The sequence below is a fragment of the Streptomyces sp. NPDC058045 genome, from assembly GCF_042885635.1.
Lineage (GTDB): Bacteria > Actinomycetota > Actinomycetes > Streptomycetales > Streptomycetaceae > Streptomyces.
In genome coordinates this window covers 66,141-87,164 of record NZ_JBHVRR010000012.1, presented here as the reverse complement: position 1 = coordinate 87,164, position 21,024 = coordinate 66,141, and the positions used below count along the sequence as shown (strand labels likewise).

The following is a 21,024-nucleotide window of genomic DNA, read 5'->3' as shown; positions in this document are numbered from 1 at the left end:
TGGTCTGAACTTACGTGACGGAGTACGGAGAAGGCGAGCCGGGGCCGATAACGATGCGGACACCCGCCTGGCGGGCGGCCGTTCAGCCCGCGCCGATCCCGCCCAGCAGCAGCCCCAGGAAGGCGCCGCCCAGCATGAACGGGCCGAGCGGGATGCTGGAGCGGCGCCCCGCCTTGCGCAGCGCCATCAGACCGATCCCGTAGACCCCGCCCAGCAGCAGCCCCAGGGCCGCGCCGGTGACCAGGATCGACCAGCCGTACCAGCCGAGGGCGGCGCCGAGGGCGAGGGCGAGTTTCACATCGCCGAAGCCCATTCCGCTCGGGTTGATCAGGAAGAGCAGGAAGTAGGCGGCGCCGAGCACCAGGCCGCCGAGCAGGGCGAGCGGCCAGGAGCCGCCGCTGCCCGGGAGCAGCGCGGCAACACCGAGCAGTACGGCGACGGCGGCGGCCAGCGGCAGCGTCAGCAGATCGGGCAGCCGGTGCACGGACTTGTCGACCAGGGCCAGCAGTACGCCGACGGGCACCGCGAGCAGCCAGACCGCCAGTTCGGGGCGCGGCCCCACGGCGGCGGCCAGCGCCGCGGCGATCAGCGCACCGATCACGGCGACGCCCGCGGTGCCGGGGCCGAATCCGGAGCGGGCGGCGCAGGCGGGGGCGCCGGGGTCGGCGCAGCGGGAGCGGCCCAGCCAACCTCCCGCGGGCCCGGTGATGGGGTGGCCGGCGGGGCAGGCGCCGCGCCAGGGCTCCTCGGGTTCCACGGCGAGCCGGTACGCGGCGCGCGGCACGAGCAGCCCCGTCCCCGCGCCCCACAGGGCGGCCACCGCTGTCAGCAGTACGTGCACGCCGCGACCCTACGCAGCGCCGCGCACCCCGGCATAGGCCCCAGGACCCACAAGGGGACCCACCGGGGCATTCGGGATCCGCGGCCGGTGGCACCGCGGCGAGCCCTGGGACCCGTGCCGCCGGGCGGATACCGTCGTCCGGGGTCCGCGCCGCGGGCGCCGTACCCGGCCGTCGGTGGCCGGTCACCGTACGAGGGAGGGGGCGCCATGGGGCGCTGGCGCAACGGGCGGGGCAGGCTGCATATCGAGGGCGGCGGGGCGGACGGCACCGGGGGCGCGGTGCCGCTGGAGATCGCCACGTCCTACCGGGCCCGTACCCGGGGGCTGCTGGGACGGGACGGGATCGAGGGGGCGCTGCTGCTGTCCCCGGCAAGCAGTGTGCACACCTTCCGGATGCGGTTCCCGATCGATGTGGCGTATCTGGATGGGAAGTTGAGGGTGATCGGGGTGCACACCATGAAGCCGGGGCGGATGGGGGCGCCGCGGCTGCGGGCCCGGCATGTGCTGGAGTCGGAGGCCGGGACCATGGCCGGCTGGGGGCTGCGGCCGGGCACCCGCGTCCATGTGGAGGAGCGGAACTCGGGCTGATACGGCGGGAGTTGGACCGGTCAGGCGGCCGGGGTGAGGTCCTGCCGCGGGTCGATCCGGTTGATGCGGTACACCTGCGGCACACAGAGGTTGAGGACGGTGGTGGCGGCGATGGCCGCGGCGCACACCAGCAGTACGCCGGCGGGGTCCCAGCGGGACGCGGCGAAGCCGGTGACCAGATAGCCGAGCGGCAGCGCCAGCCGCTCCCCCACGTCGTTGAACGCGCCCATCCGCCCCAACTCGCCCTCGGGAACGTGCTGTTGGAAGGCCGTACTCCAGGTGACCACCGCCACGTCCAGGCCGATCCCGGCGAGCACCGCGGACCCGAGCACCCAGGGCAGTGCCAGGCCGAGGCCCATCGCCGTCAGCGGTAGCAGCAGGGCCGCGCCGGTGGTGACGGCGACGGCGAGCAGCCGGTAGGGCCGCAGCCGCAGGCACACCAGGGTGCCGACCAGCAGCCCCAGCGCGAACGCGCCCTGCACCAGGCCCCAGTCGCGGGCCCCCGCGTACTGCCGGTCGGCGATGACGGGACCGAGGAGCTGGTACCCGGCGAGCCAGGCCGCGACCACGGCGGTACCCGCGGCGGTGTACGTCCACAGCCAGGTGCGGGACCAGAACGCCCGCCAGCCGGACCGCAGTTGGGCCACGGCACTCTCGGCGGCGACCGGTGCCGGGAGCCGCATCCCGAGCAGCAGAAGAGCCGCGACGAGGAAGCTGATGGCGTCCCAGCCGAGCGCCCAGGCCGGTCCGGCGAACGCGACGATCAGTCCCGCGATGACCGGTCCGAGCACCTTCACCGCGTTGCCCGGTAGCCGCAGCAGCGCGTTGGCCTGCTGGAGGGCTTCGGCGGGGACCAGTTGGGGTACGGCGCCCCGGGCGGCGGGGACGGTGAGCGCGGTGGCCACCCCGGAGACGAAACCGCAGGCCGCGATGGTGGCCGTGGTGGCGTGCCCGGACCCCACCAGCACCGCGACCACACCCTGCGCGCCGGCCGCCAGCAGATTGCCGGCGAACAGCAGCCGGCTGCGGGAGAACCGGTCGGCGAGGACACCCCCGGCGAGGACGAAGACGATGGTGGGCACCGTGTTGGTGGCCAGCACCACCCCCAGCGAGCCCGCCCCGCCGCCCTCCCCCAGCACCGCGTACGCCAGTGCCAGCGGGGCCATGGCGGTGCCGGTGGCCGAGATCAGGCTGGCCAGTACATAGCGCCGGAACGCTGGGATCCGCAGTGGGTTCTGCCGTCGGCCCCCGTCCTCCCCCTGATCTGCGTCTTTCCCCTTGCCCGCCGCTGCCCCGCCCGCCATGCCCACCCGGTCCTCCCGTCGCCGAGTGCGTGAGGGTAGTGCAGCGGTGCCGGGGTACCGAACCCGCCTGGCCGGGTGGCGAGTTCAGATGCTGGGGAGTTCGGTGCGCTTCCACACCGGTCTGCCGCAGAACGTCCCGCCGTTGTCCGGGGTCCACACCCGGTCGCTGCCGCAGGCCCCGTCCGGAGCGCCGTTCGGGAAGACACGGGTGACCTGCACGATGTACTCGTACTTGTCGGGGAAGGAGGCGTGGCAGCCGGTGACCTGGTTCCAGTAGGTGTGCAGCCGGCCGCTGTCGCGTTTGGCGAACATGCACTGGCCGGGCTGGTAGTTGCGGTCCAGGCAGAGGTCGGTCTCGGAGCCGTCGGCGTTGTCGTGGTACCGGGTCAGGTCGGCGGAGTCGCAGTGGCCCGAGTCGGAGACGGAGACGACCCGGTAGTACGAGCCGGTGTCGGAGCAGGAGGCGACGCTGGGGGTGTCGGAGGTCCAGTCGCCGTCCCGGCCGTTCCGGTCGCTCAGGCAGTCGTCGACGGCGATCGCGGCGAACGCCTCGTCCTCGGGGCTCGGCGGGGTGGACGTGGGCTCCTCGCTGTCGCCGGTGGTGTCCTCTGTGGTGTCGTTCGTGGTGTCCTCGGTGGGGTCGTCCGTCGCGGTGTCAGTGGGTTCGGTGGTGGCGACGGCGGGCGGGGTGCCGGAGGACTTCGCGTCCTCGTGCTTCGCCCCGTCCTCGATCAACGTACCCACGACCAGGATCACGGCCATCACCACAATGATGAAGGCCGTGACCCCCGCCGCCGCCTGCCAGGAGACGTTCGATCCGCTTCCGCCGGTCGCCTTCCTGGGCGTGACCCCGGGCCGCTCGACGTACAACTGCCCTTTCCGCGCGCTTACTTCGAGTGCCAGGGTCTGGTCCCGCCGCAGTCCGTAGATACGGAAGGCGTCCTGGTGGTCAGGCGCGGTCACCTGGAGGTTCCGGGAGCCGGGTGCGAGGGGGAAGTCCTTGCTCTCCCCGGGGTCGAGCGCGCCGAGCGCGTTCCCGCCGGAGAGGACGCGCACCGTCACGGTGGCACGACTGGTGAGCCGGACGACGGCCTTCGGCCCTTGTGTCTTCGGCCCCTGCGTCTCCGAACTCTGTTGCTTCTCGGGCGTCTTCGGTTTCTTCGGTTTCTTCTCGGGCTGGCGCTGTCCGGCCGGGGTCTCGGTGAGGACGCGGGTGGGCGGGGTCGTCCAGTCGCGGACCACGGTCTCCGCTTCGGAGAGGCCGCCGGCGTTCTGGAGGCGCCGGCCCTCCGCCTCGTAGGTGCCGATCAGGGTGGACCAGTCGGCGGGCAGGACGGTGGTGCCACCGGCGAGGACATCGAGGAGTTCCCGGGCCGTCGGACGGTCGCCGGGGCTGCGGGCGAGGCAGGCGCCGATCGGCTCGGCCAGCCCGTCCGGCAGCCCGCCCAGGTCGATCTCCGCCCGCCGTACGTAGTTGAGTTGCTGGAGCGGTTCGACGGTCTCCGGGTACGGGAGGTGGCCGGCGGCGATGTAGTAGAGGGTCACGCCGAGCGAGTAGACGTCGGAGGCGGGGGTGCAGGACTCGCCCTCGGCCTGCTCCGGTGCGGCGAACGCGATGGTGCTGAGGGTGAGCCGGGTGCTGGTGAGGTCGCCGGCGTGCGAGATGCCGAAGTCGATGACCTTGGGGCCGTCCCGGGTGAGCAGGATGTTGAGCGGTTTGACGTCGCGGTGCACGATCTTGCGGCGGTGGAGCTCGACCAGGGCCTCCGCGGTGCCCCGGCCGACGCCGCGCACCCCTGCCCCGTCCGCGAGCGCCCCGGACCGCACCACCAGCGCCTCCAGTGAGGGCGCCGGGATGTACTCCATCGCCATCCACGGTCTGGTCTCGTCGGCGTCGGAGGCGAGTACCCGGACGGTGCGGGGGCTGGTGACGCGGCCGGCGAGTTCGACCTCGCGGCGGAAGCGCCTACGGGCCTCGGCGCTGACTCCACCGGGCGCCAACACCGTTTTGAGAGCGGCGAGTTGACCGGTCCGCTGGTCCCGGCCCAGATAGATCAGTCCCATCCCGCCGGTGGCCAACTGCCCGAGCAGCCGGTACGGGCCGAGGGCGCGCTCCTCGCCGCTCAGCTCGACGAGCCCCATGGTGAACCGCTCCGTCACAGGCTCCGCCTCCTCGCGCTCAGGCATCACCGGGAGGGTGACGCGGCCCCCGGCAGGCCGGTTCCGCGCCGCCGGGAATCTCCGCAACACCCTCTCAACACCCGATACAGGGAGGGAAGTTGGCATCGGGGGCGGCCCCAGGGGCGGCCGCCCGGGCGTTCGATATCGGCGTTGAAGCGACGCAGACAGGCGGCGAAGGCGGCGATGTCCTCGTCGTCCCAGTCGACCGTCACCCGGTCCAGGCCCGCCACGATGCCCTCGCGCTCCGCGTCCAACTGCCGGGCCCCTCCTCGGTGATGCGGAACTTGCGTGCCATTTCGCCGGCCAGGTCGGGGATGCGTTCGACCAGTCCGGCGCGCAGGGTGGCGGTCTGCCGGTCGAGGGTGGAGGTGTCGAGACCGAAGCATGTCCTGTCCCAGATGACCATCGACCTCGGCGGGCGTCGAGTCCTGAGCCGGACCGCCGGGGAGTACGGGGGCGGCTGTCAGACGAGCCCCAGTCCTGCGAGGTCGGTGAAGAGGGCGTCCAGGGCGCCCTTGCTCCGGCCCCAGTCGAGGAGTTGACCGGGAATCTCCGCCGCCGCGTGCACCGCCGAGGCCCCGCCCGCGCCCCGGCGGACGGCCACCCGCAGGACACCGCCGAAGGTCCTGGCGTCGGAGGGGATCTCCGCGATCAGCACACAGCCGTCCCCGTACTGCTCCACCCCGCGCACCGGCTGCCCGTGCAGCGCCAGAGAGCACAGTACGGAGGCGATGGCCCGCCCCACCGGCAACTGCACTGCCACCTCACGGGACTTGCCACTGCGTACGCCCAACTTCGTGGCCAGCCGCCGCCCTTGGGCTGCGCTGCTGGGCAGGGAGTGCCCCACCAGGGGTGTCAGCGAGGCCGCCAGGGAGAGGAACTCCTCGGCGCTCAGGCGGCTTTGAGACCGTGCGGTATGTCCGGCGATCGCCTGCCGTACGGCCGGTTCGGCGATGACCGCCTCGAAACGGTGCTCCTCCGACCAGCCGCCCCCGCCACCCGGTCCCGCCCCGTACCCGCCGCCGTACACCCCGTCCGACATCGTCTCCCCGCCTTCGTGCCGTGGCCGACCGGGCAACCAGTCAAACACCGGGTCCAGTGAAGGCTCAACGCCCCCTAGCGGCAAGGCAGTTGTGGGAAGCTCCCCCGAAGGGTCACTCAGGCGTCGGGGCTGACAGACCGCCAGACATGGTCCGGCAGTGTCCGCAGCGCCTCGTCCAGGTCGATGTCGCCGATCGAGATCCAGCGGCGCGCGATGGCCGTCACCGGGCCGAGTACCAGTGACTCCAGTACGGGCACGGGGAGTTGGGCCAGTTGACCGGCCTCGCGCCGGGCGTGCAGCCAGTTGGCGAGGGGGGCCAGCCGCGCCTCCTGGTTGCTCCGGAGCTGCCGTCCGTGCTCCATCGCATGGCGGTCCACGGCCACCGAGTGCATCAGCCGGGACGCCTCCGGGTGGTGCCGGACGAAGCCCAGATAGGCGCGGATCACCGCCTCGACACCGCCGCGCGCATCCTCGTCGGCCCGCCCGAGCGCCGCGGTCATCTCCGTCAGCATCCGGCCCAGCCAGCGTTCCGCGAGCGCGGCCAACACGCCCTGGAGACTGCCGAAATGGTGGTAGACACTGCCCGCGCTGACGCCGCTGGCGGAGGTGATGGCGCCCACGGTGAGACCGGCCTCGCCCGAGGCGGCGTACAGCTCCAGAGCGCAGTCCAGCACCTGTGCGACGGTCGCCTCACCGCGTTGCTGCTTCGGCCCCATGCCTCCGACGCCCTCACTCCCGCTCGCGGCCGGTCCCCTTCAGGGTGCGCGGCTCGCCTGGTTCGCCGCTCGTCGTTCATCTTCCGGGAGGGCAACGATGTCATGGCCCGGGCGGCACGAGCGGCACCGCATCCCAATGTGACCGATATCCGCAACTATGGACGTAAGTGCACCCTGGTCGCTGAAATTTTTTCTGGAAAAAATTCCGGAATCAGATGGATCATGCCGCAGACTGAGCACACACTGGGGACAACGACCGGGTCGCGTACGGGACGGGGGGCCGTACGCGACCGGACGTTCGGGGTCGATCGCCTCGGGCGCCGGTCAAGTGTCCCGGACGGGGCCGGGGTTGGCGCGGCCGGTGGGGTCGAGGGTGAGGCGGCCGGCGGTGAGGTAGGTGATGCCGGCGGCCACCTTGTCCCACTGTTCGTCGGTGAACGCCCTTGCGTCCACCACGTGTTGGCGGGTTCCGTCTGCCGGGACCGCGTACAGGGCGACGACCGAGTCATGGGTGCCGTAGTCGAAGGAGAGGCCGTCGATGGCCTCCCACCGCTCCTCGAACCAGAGCCGCCAGCGGGCACCCCCGGCCGGGCTGGGCCACTTGTGGCGGACCCGCACCCCCTCCGCGCGCACCGCCAACTCGACGTCCTCCCGCCCGCCGACCACCGTGACCGGCCCCCGTACCTCCGAAGCCCCTGCCTCGGCCTTCGTCCGGGGCCCGGGGGCAGGCCTGTCGGGACGTTCGGCGACGGTGACCAGGAAGGCGTCGTCCTTCACCGACCGGTACCGGCCACCCCGGATCCGCGTGTCCCGGGAGGCCTTTCCGGACGCTGACCCATCCTTGCCCGGAGTCCCCCGGTGGCCGCTCCCCCGCCCGCGCGACAGCATCACCGCGGCGCACACCGCGAGGCACCCGCAGCCACCCGCGACCACCGCACCCGTACCCCGGCCGCCGCCCGCACCCTCCAGCAGCAGCACCACCCCGGCGGCGACCCCGAGGAGCCCGACGGACAGTGCCGCCCGCCACCACCCCCGCCCGCTCCCCATACCCTCAGCCTCCGCTCCCGGCTCCAAGTACGGCCAGTATCAAGGCACTTCACCGCCCGCGACCAGACGTGCTCCCCCAGCGACCAGGCCTCCATCCATCGACAGCAGCCTGCTGGCGGTTCCGCGGAGGCGATCGCTACACCTGCCCGGCGCCCTCCCCCGGCACCGCCGCCGGATCACTCCGGTACGAGGCTGCCGGGCCGCGCTGATAGGCGGCCCAGCCCCGTAGTTCGCTGTCGGCGGTGGCCTCGACCGCGTCCAGCAACCGCCGCCGCGCCTCCTCGTCCCGCTCCGCCTCGGGCAGCAGCTCATAGCGGCGTATCGCCTGCCGTAGCCGCATCCAGGCCTCCGCGGCCAGGACATAGCGCTCGGTGTGGTTGAAGACCTGCCGGAATCCGCCGATGAGTACGGCGACCCCGGCGAGGGTGGCGGTCAGATAGGCGGGGGCGCGGACCCCGGCGGTGATGATGGTCGCCGCCCCGACGAGGAGCGCGCCCAGCTCCGTGGCCCGGTGCCAGCGGCGGGCGCGGTCCCGGGTCCGCGCGTACCAGTCCAGGTCGGCCAGGGCCTGCGCCAGCAGCGCGTCCTCACTGGTCGTGGGCATCAGTGTCTCCGTCCATGTCCGTCCGGCCGCCGCGCGGCACTGCCACCGATGAGTCTGCCCAGGGGCGGGGCCGGCCGGTAGACGTACGGCGGGGACGGCAGGCCCTGCCTCTATCTGGTGCCCCACCAAGACCTCCGCCCCGGGCACCGTCACCGTCCACCGACCGACCGCCCGAGGCCGCGAGCGCGCACGCCGGTGGGGCCGGCCCCTGGAACGGGACCGGCCCCACTCGGAGCGGTAGAGCGTCAGCCCTGGTTGCCGCGGGGGAAGGAGACCTCCACACGGCGGTTCTTCTTACGGCCGTCCTCGGTCGCGTTGTCGGCGATCGGGAACTTCTCCCCGTAGCCGCGGACCTCGAAGGTGATGCCGCTGTCGCCGAGCTCCCGCTCCAGGACGTCGTCCACGGCCCGGGCGCGCTGCTTGGACAGCACATCGCCGTGCGCGGCGGAACCCAGATTGTCGGTGAAGCCGAAGACACGCACGGTCCTCGACCCCTCCTTCTTGATCTCCTGGGCGACCCCATGGATACGGGCCTTGGCCCCGCTGCCCAGCTTGGCACTGTCCTTGCCGAAGAGGACCTCGGCCTGAAGGGCGTACTTCACATCGGAGTTGGTGTCCTCACGACGTTCCTCACCGCCCTCGTCGCCGATGACCGCCTTGATGTCGAGCACCTTCGGGTCCCCGAGGGTCGCCCCCTCCGGCAGCTTCAGGTCGGGGTCCTTGGGGTCGATCTTGACCGGGGCGGACGCGGACGGCGCAGTGCCGGGCGGCTGGCTCGGGCCGTCGTCCGCGGACGCCGTGGTGGCCGCTGTCAGGACGCCGGCCGCGAGCACGACCGAAGTGGCCATCGCCACGACGGCGGGACGCACTCCCGGAACACGGGAACCGAATCGGGTGTGGTTCATGAGTCCCGCCTCAGCCCGAGATCTTGATGGACGCGGACGAGAAGGTCGGAATCTGGAAAGTCACCTCGGAGGTGCTCGCCGGCGGGGCGGGGAACTGCATGAAGACGGGGACGCTCTCGCCCGCTTTGACAGCAGGGAATCCCGTAGTGGTCAGCGGCCTGCCTTCGGTGTCCCGCAGCACGTAGTAGCGCTTCTTTCCCTTGGAGTCCACCAGGGTGGCCCCTCCAAGAGAGACACCGTGCCGGAGGATTTCGGTTTCATCACCGCTCAACTGGGCCGGAACATTAACCGACTTGCCGCCATCGTTTTTCATCGAGCCATTGACAGTGACGAACCCACCACTGTCGCGCTTAGCCGAATTGATGGAAAGCAACAATCCTTCTTGCCCCTTGAGTTCGGCCAGTTTCTCACCCGGGTCGTCCGTCTGCGTGCCCGGACCGGAGTCGCTCTTGGATGCGGAGGACGACGGCGGATCCTTCTTGTCGTCGTCACTGCTGCAGGCGGCCGCCCCGAAGGTCAGACCGGCCACAACGGCCACTGCGACCATCCCCCTACGGGCTTTCGTAGCGAACCGCTTGCTCATGAGTACGTTTCCTTTGTTCGTCGATCGCTTGTCAGTCGGCCAGATGAACGTCGAAGAGGTCTTCAGGGCCGGGCAGGTTCACCAGGTGGTCCGGGTCAAGGTTCCAGTGCTTGCCCTTGCAGATCAGCTCCGGAAGGGGCGTCTTGTCTTTGCCCTTTCCGTTGCCGCCACCGTTCCCCTTGCCCTTGCCGTTCCCGTTGTCGGGGAGGGGGTTGAAGGAGCATCGGGGTTCGATCACCGCGCGGGCGGTGGCCGTGGCGTACTTGTGCTCCGTGCCGGGCACGATGCTCTCGCCCACGGGCTTGTCAGTCTTGACCTTGACCGTGTAGCTGAGGGGCCACCAGCCCTTGTCGCAGTACCCGTTGTCCAGGTGTGCACCATTACGGGCGGCGAACTGCTGGGCGCGCCAGCAGGACGGGTTCAGCCCGGTCGTGGTGCCATCGAGGATCGACTCCCAGAGGCTGGGGTCGAGGATGTTCTTCAGCCACACACCTGCGAGTTGGTCACGCTGGTCCTGCGCTGCCGCGAGGGCCGCCGAGTCGGCCGCCGTCTGAGCCCCGTTCTTCGTCGCTGCGGCCTGGCCGACCGCAAGATACGCGAACGCGAGAAAGAGCAGGCCCGCCACCACCGTGATGTAGATGGGGAAGGCCTGCCCTGAATCGCCGTGCTGACGGAGCCTCATCAGCCGCCGGTGACCTCGGTGATCTTGTCCTTGATCGCGTTGAAGATGTTCTGGCCGATGTCCGTGCCGGCGATCGCCAGGACGATCGCCACGACCACCGCGATGATGCCCAGGTACTCGACTGCGGTCTGACCCTTGTCGCTGCGGCGCTCGATGGCCTCGACCGTGGTGTTCTTCCAACCGTTCACGCGGACCTTGGTGTCGACGGCGGCCTTCAGCATCGGGTTGCTCATGATGTTCCCCTCCAGGTTCGGCCGACCCCTGTTCGGCCGACGCGCAAGTTCTTGTGGTGTCGTCCGTGGAACCGGCTTCCTCCTGGCCGGTGCCGCTTTCGACACGAGAAACGTACGCCCCTCGGGGGGTCCCAAAGCAGGGCCCGAGGGCCCATTCCCGGGCCCAAAGGGTGCTTTGGGCCCTGCTGCCGTGCGGGTGGGCCCCGTGGCCCGCTGCCCTGATCCCCCGTTCAGCCACGGCTGCCGCTCCCCCTTCCGGCGCCCGGGCCGCCGCCGTGGCCGGGCGCGGTGCCGAGCCACTTGGCGGCGGCCTCGCTGCGGCTGGTGCTGTGCAGCTTGGCGAAGATCCGGTTGATGTGGTTCTTGACGGTCTTTTCGCTGATGAAGCAGGTGGCGGCGATCTGCTGGTTGTTCATGCCGGACGCGATGAGGTCCATGATCTCCGCCTCCCTCGAACTCAACTGGTACTGCGCCCTGTTGACGCCTTCGTGGGGCGCGTTGTCCGCCCTTGCCCATCCAGACGCAGACTGTGCCATATGCGGTTGCTGTCGTGAAACCCCCTCCGCCGCATAGCCCGCGGGCGGGTGTCGGTGCAGGTGGGAGCCGTCGTATCCGGGGGTTTCCGGCGGTGTCCGGGGTGTTGCGGGTGGAATGTTTCCGGGGTGGCGGGTGTCCGGGGCCAGATGGGAGGCGGTCGCCGTGCCGAGGCCGTCGGGCAGCGGCGGGGGCTGCGGGCTGGCCGGGTCCTGCCGTACATGGGCGAGGAGGGCGCCGGCCGCGGTGTGGGTGAAGTGCGGGCGGCCCTCCTTGATGCCGCGGACGGCGGCGACGAGCTGGTCGGCGGTGAACTCGCCGTGCACCAGATAGCCCCCGGCGCCGAGCCGCAGCGCCTCCCGGACGATCTCGCTCTCCCTGCTGTACGTCAGCATCATCACCGGCGCGATCCGCACCAGGTACGGCAGGGCGGAGATGCCGTCGACGCCGGGCATCCGCACATCGAGCAGGACCACATCGGGCCGGTGCTGTTCGGCCGCCTGGTAGGCCTGGTGGCCGTCGGCGGCCTCGCCGACGACCTGGATGTCGTCGCGGCCGGAGAGCAGCACGGTGAGCCCGGCGCGTACCACCGGGTTGTCGTCGGCGACCACGACCCGCAGCGGCGCGGCGGTGGGCGGTGCGGGTGGGGCGGGGAAGGCGGTGGCGGGCGGCGGGCCCTCGGGCGGGACGGGGCCGGGCGGGGCCGGGGAGCCGTCCGGCGGGGTGTTCTGCGAGGGCAGGCCCTGGGCCGGGGTGTGCTCTGAGCGGGCTACCGAGTGCGCAGAGGTCTGCTGGGTCACATTGTTCGGCGGGTACGGGAATCCGCCCGAGTGTGGTGTGTCTGCCGGCATTCTGCGGCCTCCTCTCGGGGAGTCGGGTGGCGGGGAGAGCGGCGGGGGCGACCGTGCGGCGGATCAGTGGGGCGGCGGGTCGGGCTGGGTGAGCGGGGTGCGGGGGCTGGGGATGCCGTCCGCGGTGGGTACGGCGATGTCGGGGGTGACCGCGGCCAGCGGCAGGTCCACCCGCACCTCCGTCCCCTGGGCGGCACGCCCGCGGCCGATCCGGATGCGGGCGCCGACGGAGGCGGCGCGCTCCACCATGCCGACCAGGCCGAAGTGCCCCGCTTTGCGCAGGTCGTCGAGGCTGGTGCCGGGCGGCAGACCACGGCCGTCGTCGTAGACGCTGATGCGGTACTGGTCGCCGTGGACGCCGCCGCGGACCGCGAGGCGGGTGGGGTGGGCGTGCCGGTGGGCGTTCTCCATGGCTTCGGAGGCGATGGTGAGGAGCTGCCGGGCCACGGCGTGCGGGACGGGCGGGGCGGGGGTGTCGCCGAGGGGCCGGTAGGTGGCGGGGAGTCCGGTGCGGCGGCCGAAGTCGGCGGTGCGGGCGGCGAGTTCACCCAGTACGTCGACTCCGTCGCCGTCCAGGCCGGATTCGCGGCGCAGGTCGGAGAGGAGTTCGCGGGATTCGGAGGCGGCCCGGCGGGCGGAGCGGGCGACCAGTTCGGCCTGGTGGCGGACGGTGAGCGGGTCCATCCGGTCGGCGGTGCCGGCGAGACCGTCCGCGGCGAGGGCGAGGCCGTGCAGGGTCTTGGCGACGGAGTCGTGCATCTCCCGGGCGAGGCGGGCGCGTTCGGAGTCGACGGCCTCGGTGACGGCGAGGCGGGCCCGGACCGCGGTGAGGGCTTCGGTGGCGGCGCCGAACCGCAGCAGCAGATTCCGCAGGGTCACACCGACAACGCCGATGAGGAGGCAGAGCCCGGGCAGCAGGACCCGTTCGGCGATCGACCGGTTGCTGTGAGCGGCGGACTCGACGAGGACGAGGATGCAGGCCTGGAGGGAGGCGAAGAAGGCGGCGCCGCGCCAGCCGTAGACGATGCCGGCGAGCAGGGGGGTGCAGACGCTGACATAGGCGAGGGTCGACTGGGGGCCGGCGGCGGCGAGGAGGAGGGCGCCGAAGAGCACGTCGACGGCGAGGAGCGAGGGGTGCCGCAGCAGCATCGGCCCGAAGCGCTCCCAGTCCCGGAAGAGGACGTAGGAGACCATGAACGTCACCAGGACGGAGGCGGCGACGAGTTGGGAGGCGACGCCCGGGGCGGCGTTGAGGAGGGCGACGGGTGCGGCCAGCGCGATCATCGCGAGGCGGAAGCCGAAGACCTGGCGGCACATCGCCTGGAGGGCGCTCACCTGGATGGTGAGGGCGGGCCCGGCCGAGGCGGCACCGGCACCGGGCCGCAGGGGGCGGGCGCCCGGCCGCTGCCCGGGGATCCGCCCGTCGGACGGCGGAGTGGTGATCTCCGCCGCGCCGCGGGCGGAGCCCCGGCGGCGCGGCTTCAGGGAGATGGCCATGGCTGGTGCCTCACTTGCCCGCGATGGAGCCGAAGTCGGTACCGGAGCCGAGCAGCAGGCCCGCGCCGAGAAGGATCATGGTGGCCGGCACCATAAAGGTGGTGATCATCATGGTGGCCTTGGGGACGGCACGGGCAGCCTTGCGGCGAGCGTTCTGGGCGTCGGTGCGGCGCATGTCGGTGGCGATGGCGACGAGGGTGTCGACGATGGGCGCGCCGAGTTCCTCGCCCTGCTGGAGTGCCGTGACGAACATGGCGACCTGTTCCGAGTCGTTGCGCTTGCGCAGCTCGGCGAAGGCCTGGCGGCGGCTCATGCCCATGTCCATCTGCCGCAGGGTGATACGGAGTTCGTCCGACCACGGGCCCTCATACTTGGAGGCAACGCGGTCCAGGGCCTGACGGAAGCCGAGGCCGGCACTGACCACGACGGCGAGGACGTCGAGGAAGTCGGGCAGGGTGCGTTCGATCTCGTCCTTGCGGATGCGCATCGCGGACCAGATGCCGACCTCGGTCCAGAAGGCGCCGAACGCGAAGAGCATCAGCGCGACGAAGACGCTGCCCTTTGACAGCATGACGAGGCCGCCCACGCCGCCGAGGACGCCATAGACGGCGCGGCGGGCGGCGTAGCGGTCGATGGTGAGGCCACCGGGGTTGCCCGCGAGGTCGATCTTGCGGCGGACCTTGTTGACCTGCTTGGGCCCCATCATCCGCAGTACGGCGGGGGCGTAGCGCATACCGAGGCGGTCCACCAATGAGTTGGCGGCGCCGGTGCGGGTGGCGCCGACCTCCAGGGCGACGGCGAGGTCGCCGGGGAGTTTGGCGTCCCTGCGGTACATCCGGATGCCGGCGAAGAAGCCCCAGACGCTGAGGCCCATGACGAGTGCGAGGATCAGTTCCATGCCGGTGCCTCCTTGCCTCAGATGTCGATGCGGGACATGCGGCGGATGAGTACAAAGCCGAGGGCGTAGAGGCCGAAGGCGATGATGACGCAGGCCTGTCCGATGGTGGAGCTGGTCATCCGGTCGAGTGCACCGTCCTTGACGCCGTTCATCAGCAGCAGGGCGCCGACGCCCATCACGGGCACCGCGTACGCGGTCATGTTCACCTGAGAGAGCTGGGTGCGGACCTCGCGCCGGGTCTCCTTACGTTCCTCAAGGGTCTCGGTGAGGTTCCGCAGGGCGCCGACGACGGTGCCGCCTGCCTTGTTGGAGAGGACCAGGGTGGTGACGAGGACGACGAGTTCGCGGGACGGGAGGCGTTCGGCGAGTTCGGCGAGGGCGTCGTCGATGGTGTGCCCGACGGCCAACTGGCTGGCGACCTTGGAGAGTTCCTCTCCGGCGGGGGCTTCCAGCTCGTCGGCGGCCATGGACAGGGCGGTGCGCAGGGCGAGTCCGGCCTGGGTGGCGTTGGCGAGGATGCGGGCCAGTTCGGGGAGTTGGTTGATGAAGCGTTCGATGCGCTTCTGCCGCTGCCAGTTGAGGAACTGCATCGCCGCATAGACGCCGAGCAGGCCGGCGATGGGTCCGAAGAAGGACGCCAGGGCGGCCTGCCCGATGATCCACAGGGCGGCGACGGTGGCGAGCATGTAGACGAAGAACTCGCCCGGTGTCACGTCGAGTCCGGTGGCGGCGAGTTTGAACTCGATGCGTTTGCCGAAGCGGGTGCGGCGGATGCGGCGGTCGAGTTTGCGGAAGCGGCGGTGCCGGCCGACGGGGATCTGACCGGTGTGGGAGAGCCGGTCCACCATGGCGTCGCGCTGGGCGCGTCCCGAGGCGTAGGCGTGGATGCCCATGACGACGAGGACGCAGGTGAGCAGCGTGACGCCGATCGTCAGCGGAACGAGTTGGTCCTTGTCGAGCATGGGGCTTCTACCTGGCCTCTCGGGTGGCGAGTTGATCTGCCGAGGTGGCGACTCCGTAGGCCTGTGGGATGGGCTGCCCGGCCATGTAGAGCCGCTCGGCGGTGCGTCGGGGGAGGGGAAAGTACTGGAAGGCGCCGTGGATGAGGCCGTCGCTGCCCATCGGCTGCGCGTTGAAGCGGGCCACGGAGACGATGCGGTACGGGTCGCTGCCGTGGCTGTCCAGCATGGCGATCTCGGTGATCTTGCGGGCGCCGTCGGCGTTGCGGGTGAGCTGCACGATGCAGTCGACGGCGCTGTTGATCTGGTCGTGGAGCGCTTCGAAGGGGATTTCCACCTCGGACATGGACGCCAGGGTCTGGAGCCGCATCAGGGCGTCCTCGGCGCTGTTGGCGTGCACGGTGGCGAGGGAGCCGTCGTGGCCGGTGGACATGGCCTGGAGCATGTCGAGGGACTCGCCGCCGCGGACCTCGCCGACGACGATGCGGTCGGGGCGCATCCGGAGGGAGTTGCGGACCAGGTCGCGGATGGTGATCTGGCCGCGGCCCTCCACGTTGGGCGGGCGGGACTCCAGCCGGATCACATGGGCCTGCTGGAGCTGGAGTTCGGCGGAGTCCTCGATGGTGATGATGCGTTCCGCCTCGGGGATGAGGCCGGAGAGCGCGTTGAGCAGGGTGGTCTTTCCGGTGCCGGTGGCGCCGGACACGATCACGTTGAAGCGGGCCTGCACCAGTCCGGCGAGCAGCATCAGCATGTGCTCGTCGAGGGAGCCGAAGGCGATCATCTCCTGGAGGGTGAAGGAGCGGGGGAAGCGGCGGATGGTGAGGGTGGCGCCGGTGAGGGCCAGCGGCGGGATGATCACGTTGACGCGCTCGCCGGACGGCAGCCGGGCGTCGACCATCGGATTGGACTCGTCCACGCGGCGGTTGACGGTGGAGACGATGCGTTCGATGGTCTGCATGAGCTGGTCGTGGGAGGCGAAGCGCATATTGAGCTGCTCGACCCGGCCGGCCCGCTCCACGAAGATGGCGTCGGGCCCGTTGACCATGATCTCGGTGATGGAGGCGTCTTCGAGGAGCGGTTCGAGGATGCCGAGGCCGAGGGCTTCGTCGACGACGCGGCGGATCAGCTGGGAGCGTTCCACGGTCGAGAGGACCGGGCCCTCGCGGCTGATGATGTGCCCGAGTACGCGTTCCAGGCGGGCGCGGCGCTCGGCGGCGGCGAGGCCGGACATCTCCGCGAGGTCGATCTCCTCCAGCAGCTTGGCGCGGTAGCTGGCGACCAGATGGCCGTCCTCGCCCTGTACGCCGCTCTCCTCCGGGGAGTTGATGCGTGCCCGCAGGCTCATGGGTGGATGCTCCTCGTTCGTGCGTGTGCCGGCGGGGGCCGGCTGCCGGTGCGGCCCTGGTCAGAAGTCGCGCGGCATGGTGGCGGACTTGGTCGCCGGGTCGAAGTCCCAGAAGGGGACGATGGACGGGATCTTGACCGTGGCCGTCACCTTGACCTCCTTGCCGTAGTCGCCTCGGTCGAAGCGGGTGCCGTCGGCGACCCAGCCGCTGACGGCGCGGTAGCCGTCCTGCCGCCAGCCCGGGTTGTCGAGGGAGGCGCTGCGGGCGGCGGTGCGGGCGGCGGTGCCGGCCTGCTGCGCGGTGTACGCGACGAGGCCGACCTGGACGCCGGCCATGGCGACGAGCAGCAGGATCGGGATGAAGCCGAGGTACTCGACGGCGACCTGTCCGCGCTCGCCGAGCCGGCTGCGGAGGCGGCCCGCGGGGCGCGCGGCGGTGCTGTGTGCGGTGCTGTCCGCGGTGCGTCGCGGGGTGCGAGTGGCGGCGGGCATCGGTCAGTTCACCTCTTCCTCGACGGCGCCGGCGTGGCCGTTCATATGGAACGGGAAGGCGATGGAGCCGGGGAAGAGCACCGGGACCTTCAGGTGCACATCGGCGGTGACGTAGTTGCCGGAGGTGTGGCAGTTGATGTCGGCGGAGCCGGCCCAGGATCCGGGCAGGTCCTTGGAGCCGGCCTGCCGGCAGGCGGACTGCCGGTCCCAGTGGTGGGCGGCGGTGGCGGCGTTGACGGCCTTGTCGGCGGCGTTCCCGGCGAGCGTGTAGGTGTAGCCGACCAGCACGAACTGCCAGAGCAGCACCAGCGTCAGGATGATCAGCGGTGTCATGCCCAGGAACTCGACGGTGACCTGGCCGCGGTCCCGGCGGCGAACATGCTGGACCTGCCGCAGGTACCGGAGAGCGCCACCGGTGCCCACCGGGCGTCTCAGTGGGACGGGTGCCGGTGGTGCGGATATCTGCTGGGCTGTCATCAGCCCTCCCCCTCGTTGTGGTCGTCGCGGCCGCCGCGGCGCCGGACTCGCAGGGAGCCTCGGTCACCGCGGGCCTTGCCGCCCTTTGCGCCGGGGTCGGGCATCTGCACCAGGCCGAGTTCGCCCGCGAGGCCCCAAAGCGCCTGTTTCACCACGCTCTTGCTGTCCAGTTCATGGATGCGGCCGGCGTCGACCGCGCTCTGCAGGTCCTTGAAGTTGGCGGGCACGGCGATGGCCGTGACCCTGGTGCCGGTGATCTTCTGGATGAGCGGCGGCTGGATCTCGGTGTTGCGGGTGTAGCGGTTGACGACGATGAGGGACTCCTCCGCCTTGCGGATCTGGAGCCGGTCCCACAGCCGCACCATGCGTTTGGCGGCGCGCACCGCGACCACGTCGGGGGTGGTGACGAGCAGCGCGGTGTCGGCCATCTCGACGGCGGCCGCGTTGGCGCCGGTGACCTGGGTGCCGCAGTCGATGACGACCACGTCGTAGCGGGAGCGCAGGGCGCTGATGATCTGGCGGACGGAGCGGTCGGTGACCTCTTCGCCGCGTTCGCCCTCGCCGGGGGCGAGGAGCAGGGCGACCCCGGTGTCGTGGCCGAAGACCGCGTCGGCGAGGACGCGGGGCGAGATGTCGGTGATGGAGGCGAGGTCGACCACGGACCGGCGGAACTGCACATCGAGGTAGGACGCCACATCGCCGGACTGGAGGTCGAGGTCCACCAGGGCGGCCCGCTTGCCGGACGCCTGTGCGGCGAGGGCGAGTTGGACCGAGGCGAGGGTGGTGCCGACGCCGCCCTTGGCCCCGGTGACGGTGACGACGGTGCCGCCGGGGCCGGTGAAGACGTCGGAGCTGTGGCCGAGGTGCCGGCGGACGCCGACCGACCACTGGGCGACCGCCTGGACCCGGCTGACCAGTTCCTCGTAGCTGAGGGGCAGGGCGACCAGGCCGCGGGCGCCGGAGTCCATGGCCGCGGAGAACAGGCCGGGGCTGGCGTCGGCGGTGACGAGCACCACGCCGACCGCGGGGAAGCGCAGGGCGACCTCGCGGATCAGCTCCAGGGCGGGCACCGGGCCGATCCGCTCGTGCACCACCACGACCTCGGGCAGCTCGTCGAGCGACTCGGCGGCGAGGCGGCCGAGGGTGTCCATCAGCTGTGTGGAGTCGCTGACCGGCGCCGCTGGTTCGGCGTCGGGCAACTGGCTGAGCAGGGTGGTGATGGACCGGGCGGCGTCCGGGTCACCCACAGCCGGGAGGATCCTCGTGGGCATCAGAACCTCACTTGTCCTTGGTGAGCTCGTAGGTGCGCTCACTCGGCCGGACGGTGGTGTCACTGCCGGGCGCGACCAGGGCGAGCCGGACGTGCGCGGCGAAGGACTCGGCGTACGCGATGCGCTGTGCGTCGAGGGTGCTGAGCGCGAAGGTGATCGGCACGGCCTGGGTGGCGGAGGCGTTCTTGTCGTCCTCGTTGGGCTGGAGCGCGGTGAGCTTGCCGACGTCGATGACCTTGGCGTTGGAGACGATGATCTTCGACTGGGCGGCCGAGCCGTCCCCCTCGCCGGCGAAGGTGGCGAAAACGTTGACCGTGGACCCGGGGGTGATCTTGCCGGCGACGCCGGTGGCGGCGTCGATCATGATGGCGATCTCCTGCTCACCGGACTTGAGCGCGGGCCGCTTCACGATCATGTCGCTCTGGAGCAGCGAGCCCTGGCGGAGCCGGGTGACGGCGATCTTGCCGTTGATCTCGGAGATGTCGGTGACGGCGTTGTCGGAGAGCCACCGCTTCGGCATCGAGACCTTCTCGAACTGGCCGGTGTTGAGCGATGTGTAGGGCGCCACGTCCGACTTGAGCCGGTAGGCGGAGACCTCCGGGCCGACCTTGGAGTTGACGTCGCTGATGACCGAGATGACCCCGGCGAAGGCGCCGAAGGCACACAGGACGGAAAGGAGCAGGAGTATCACGCCGCGGCGCTGGCGGGAGTTCATGGGCCGGACTACCTCGTTGGGGACGTCGGTGCGGGCGGTCTGGGTCGGTGCGGTCGTGCGGTCGGTGGGTGGCCGTCGGCGGCGGATGCGGGCCGGCGGCGGTTCGCGTCAGTGCCGGTGCGGCGACTCTTGGGCGTGCCTACCCACAGGGACACCCGCGGCGGCGGTTCGGTTCTCGCGCTCGGGCGGCGCGGCGGAGCAGAACACGCACTGCTCTCCGATGAGTTCGAGGCCGCACCAGTGGCAGCGGTCCCGGCGCACCGAGGTCACGAGCTGGTAGAGCACGGAGGTGTCAGGCAGATAGGTGGCGAACTCGACGAGTCTGCCGGTGCCCCACCACCGCTGGGAGTCGGCGGGCAGCGGAGTCTCCCGCAGCCCCTGGACCTGCCAGGCGTTGGCGAGGGTGCCGGTGACCCAGTCGGTCTGCAACTGCCCCTTGGCGACCAGCAGCCAGGTGCCGAACTCGGGGCCGGCGAGCTGTGCTTCGGGGCCGAGTTTCACGAGTTGCGGTTGCGGATTCGCGATGACGCCGAACTGGGAGCCCGGCATCCAGGACTTGGCATGGGATTTAAGGCTGACCGGTACATGATCAAGCCGGGCGACCGAATTGAGGACGGCTCCCGCGTGGATGTAGTGCGTGAGCAGATACCCGGCGGAAGCGACGACTCCGGGGCTCAGGTCGCATATCGAGAGTTGGCGCAGTTTGCGAACGAGTACGGCCAGGCCGAGCGGCGGGAGATCAGATCTGAGCAGCGCGATCCGATCCGACTCCAGAATCGAGCGCATGGTGTGCAGACGCCGTTCGACGGCGAGTGGAACCGCGGAGGAATACACCACGATCACATAGCCGTGCTGGTCGATCAGGGTCTGGAGTTCGGCCAGTGCCGCTTCGAGCGGCTGGGCGTCCGGACCCTGGACGGCGGTGGCCGGCGGCGTCTGCTGGTCGTTCGGCGGCAGCACGAGATCCGCGCTGGTCACGGCGATAGCGGTCGGCACTTCGGTTCCCCCGGTTCCCTGCGGCCGCCGACCGTCGTCGGTGACCCGTGGGTCGTTCAGCAAGCTGCACAGCTACCGATGCACTTTATCCACGCCATACGCACCGGAGAACACCCCATCTTCCGGACAAGACCCAGGGATTGACCTCGCATTCTTGGGCGTAACCGGGCAAAGCGGACGGGAATTGTGGTGGCGGAGCCTCCGCTTTGTGACCTAGCAGATATCCGGCGGCGGGTGACGGCCCGGATTCGATCTTGACG

Annotated in this window: 22 protein-coding genes and 1 pseudogene; 1 reads left to right on the top strand and 22 read right to left on the bottom strand. The window is 71.0% G+C overall.

The features are described from left to right. Positions 1–82 precede the first annotated feature (82 nt). On the bottom strand, positions 83–841 hold the full coding sequence (locus tag ACFVST_RS10600; protein ID WP_390148925.1) for a prepilin peptidase: 759 nt from the start codon (positions 839–841) through the stop codon (positions 83–85). Positions 842–1,048: 207 nt separating this feature from the next. Between ACFVST_RS10600 and ACFVST_RS10595 the strand changes: the two genes are divergently transcribed. Continuing rightward, positions 1,049–1,429 (top strand): DUF192 domain-containing protein, encoded by a 381-nt coding sequence (locus ACFVST_RS10595; RefSeq protein ID WP_390148923.1) that lies wholly within the window; start codon positions 1,049–1,051, stop codon positions 1,427–1,429. Between the two features lie 20 nt (positions 1,430–1,449). Here ACFVST_RS10595 and ACFVST_RS10590 read toward each other — a convergent pair whose 3' ends face one another. The 21 genes and pseudogenes from ACFVST_RS10590 to ACFVST_RS10490 all read right to left on the bottom strand — a co-directional run bounded on the left by ACFVST_RS10590 (position 1,450) and on the right by ACFVST_RS10490 (position 20,764). Next, a complete protein-coding gene (locus ACFVST_RS10590) occupies positions 1,450–2,733 on the bottom strand; it encodes an MFS transporter (RefSeq protein ID WP_390148921.1) in 1,284 nt (427 codons plus the stop codon). An 84-nt stretch (positions 2,734–2,817) separates the two neighbouring features. Beyond that, positions 2,818–4,920, bottom strand: coding sequence for a serine/threonine protein kinase (locus tag ACFVST_RS10585; protein WP_390148919.1), 2,103 nt, complete (start codon positions 4,918–4,920; stop codon positions 2,818–2,820). Positions 4,921–5,021: 101 nt separating this feature from the next. Then, positions 5,022–5,296: pseudogene (locus ACFVST_RS10580) on the bottom strand (MarR family transcriptional regulator); the annotation flags it as partial. 81 nt (positions 5,297–5,377) lie between these two features. Continuing rightward, entirely contained in the window at positions 5,378–5,956 is a 579-nt protein-coding gene (locus tag ACFVST_RS10575) for a hypothetical protein (RefSeq protein ID WP_390148918.1), read from the bottom strand. A gap of 116 nt (positions 5,957–6,072) precedes the next feature. Next, positions 6,073–6,672 (bottom strand): TetR/AcrR family transcriptional regulator, encoded by a 600-nt coding sequence (locus tag ACFVST_RS10570; protein ID WP_390148916.1) that lies wholly within the window; start codon positions 6,670–6,672, stop codon positions 6,073–6,075. A 324-nt stretch (positions 6,673–6,996) separates the two neighbouring features. Continuing rightward, positions 6,997–7,719, bottom strand: coding sequence for a hypothetical protein (locus ACFVST_RS10565; protein ID WP_390148914.1), 723 nt, complete (start codon positions 7,717–7,719; stop codon positions 6,997–6,999). 136 nt (positions 7,720–7,855) lie between these two features. Then, positions 7,856–8,323: a DUF4231 domain-containing protein gene (locus tag ACFVST_RS10560; RefSeq protein ID WP_390148912.1), complete on the bottom strand. Its 468-nt coding sequence runs from the start codon at positions 8,321–8,323 to the stop codon at positions 7,856–7,858. 245 nt (positions 8,324–8,568) lie between these two features. Beyond that, a complete protein-coding gene (locus ACFVST_RS10555; protein WP_390148910.1) occupies positions 8,569–9,171 on the bottom strand; it encodes an OmpA family protein in 603 nt (200 codons plus the stop codon). A 67-nt stretch (positions 9,172–9,238) separates the two neighbouring features. Beyond that, positions 9,239–9,811, bottom strand: coding sequence for a hypothetical protein (locus tag ACFVST_RS10550; protein WP_390148909.1), 573 nt, complete (start codon positions 9,809–9,811; stop codon positions 9,239–9,241). Positions 9,812–9,842: 31 nt separating this feature from the next. After that, positions 9,843–10,493, bottom strand: a complete 651-nt coding sequence (locus ACFVST_RS10545; RefSeq protein WP_390148907.1) for a pilus assembly protein TadG-related protein — start codon at positions 10,491–10,493, stop codon at positions 9,843–9,845. Continuing rightward, entirely contained in the window at positions 10,493–10,726 is a 234-nt protein-coding gene (locus ACFVST_RS10540; protein WP_390148905.1) for a Flp family type IVb pilin, read from the bottom strand. Before ACFVST_RS10540 ends, ACFVST_RS10545 begins: the two co-directional genes overlap by 1 nt. A gap of 230 nt (positions 10,727–10,956) precedes the next feature. After that, positions 10,957–12,111, bottom strand: coding sequence for a response regulator (locus tag ACFVST_RS10535; protein ID WP_390148903.1), 1,155 nt, complete (start codon positions 12,109–12,111; stop codon positions 10,957–10,959). A gap of 63 nt (positions 12,112–12,174) precedes the next feature. Then, positions 12,175–13,608, bottom strand: coding sequence for a sensor histidine kinase (locus ACFVST_RS10530; protein ID WP_390148901.1), 1,434 nt, complete (start codon positions 13,606–13,608; stop codon positions 12,175–12,177). A 10-nt stretch (positions 13,609–13,618) separates the two neighbouring features. Beyond that, positions 13,619–14,506, bottom strand: coding sequence for a DUF5936 domain-containing protein (locus ACFVST_RS10525; RefSeq protein WP_390148899.1), 888 nt, complete (start codon positions 14,504–14,506; stop codon positions 13,619–13,621). A 17-nt stretch (positions 14,507–14,523) separates the two neighbouring features. Then, a complete protein-coding gene (locus ACFVST_RS10520; protein WP_390148897.1) occupies positions 14,524–15,468 on the bottom strand; it encodes a type II secretion system F family protein in 945 nt (314 codons plus the stop codon). A gap of 7 nt (positions 15,469–15,475) precedes the next feature. Beyond that, on the bottom strand, positions 15,476–16,813 hold the full coding sequence (locus ACFVST_RS10515; RefSeq protein WP_390148895.1) for a CpaF family protein: 1,338 nt from the start codon (positions 16,811–16,813) through the stop codon (positions 15,476–15,478). 60 nt (positions 16,814–16,873) lie between these two features. Further along, on the bottom strand, positions 16,874–17,305 hold the full coding sequence (locus ACFVST_RS10510; protein ID WP_390148893.1) for a TadE/TadG family type IV pilus assembly protein: 432 nt from the start codon (positions 17,303–17,305) through the stop codon (positions 16,874–16,876). Between the two features lie 3 nt (positions 17,306–17,308). Next, positions 17,309–17,638: a pilus assembly protein gene (locus ACFVST_RS10505; RefSeq protein ID WP_390149045.1), complete on the bottom strand. Its 330-nt coding sequence runs from the start codon at positions 17,636–17,638 to the stop codon at positions 17,309–17,311. Positions 17,639–17,781: 143 nt separating this feature from the next. After that, positions 17,782–19,053 (bottom strand): CpaE family protein, encoded by a 1,272-nt coding sequence (locus ACFVST_RS10500; RefSeq protein WP_390148891.1) that lies wholly within the window; start codon positions 19,051–19,053, stop codon positions 17,782–17,784. A gap of 7 nt (positions 19,054–19,060) precedes the next feature. Continuing rightward, the gene (gene cpaB, locus ACFVST_RS10495; protein ID WP_390148889.1) at positions 19,061–19,768 is read right to left on the bottom strand and encodes a Flp pilus assembly protein CpaB; all 708 of its coding nucleotides are present in this window, start codon (positions 19,766–19,768) and stop codon (positions 19,061–19,063) included. A 108-nt stretch (positions 19,769–19,876) separates the two neighbouring features. Next, complete coding sequence (locus ACFVST_RS10490; protein WP_390148887.1) at positions 19,877–20,764, bottom strand: hypothetical protein; 888 nt, start codon at positions 20,762–20,764, stop codon at positions 19,877–19,879. Between the last annotated feature and the right edge of the window lie 260 nt (positions 20,765–21,024).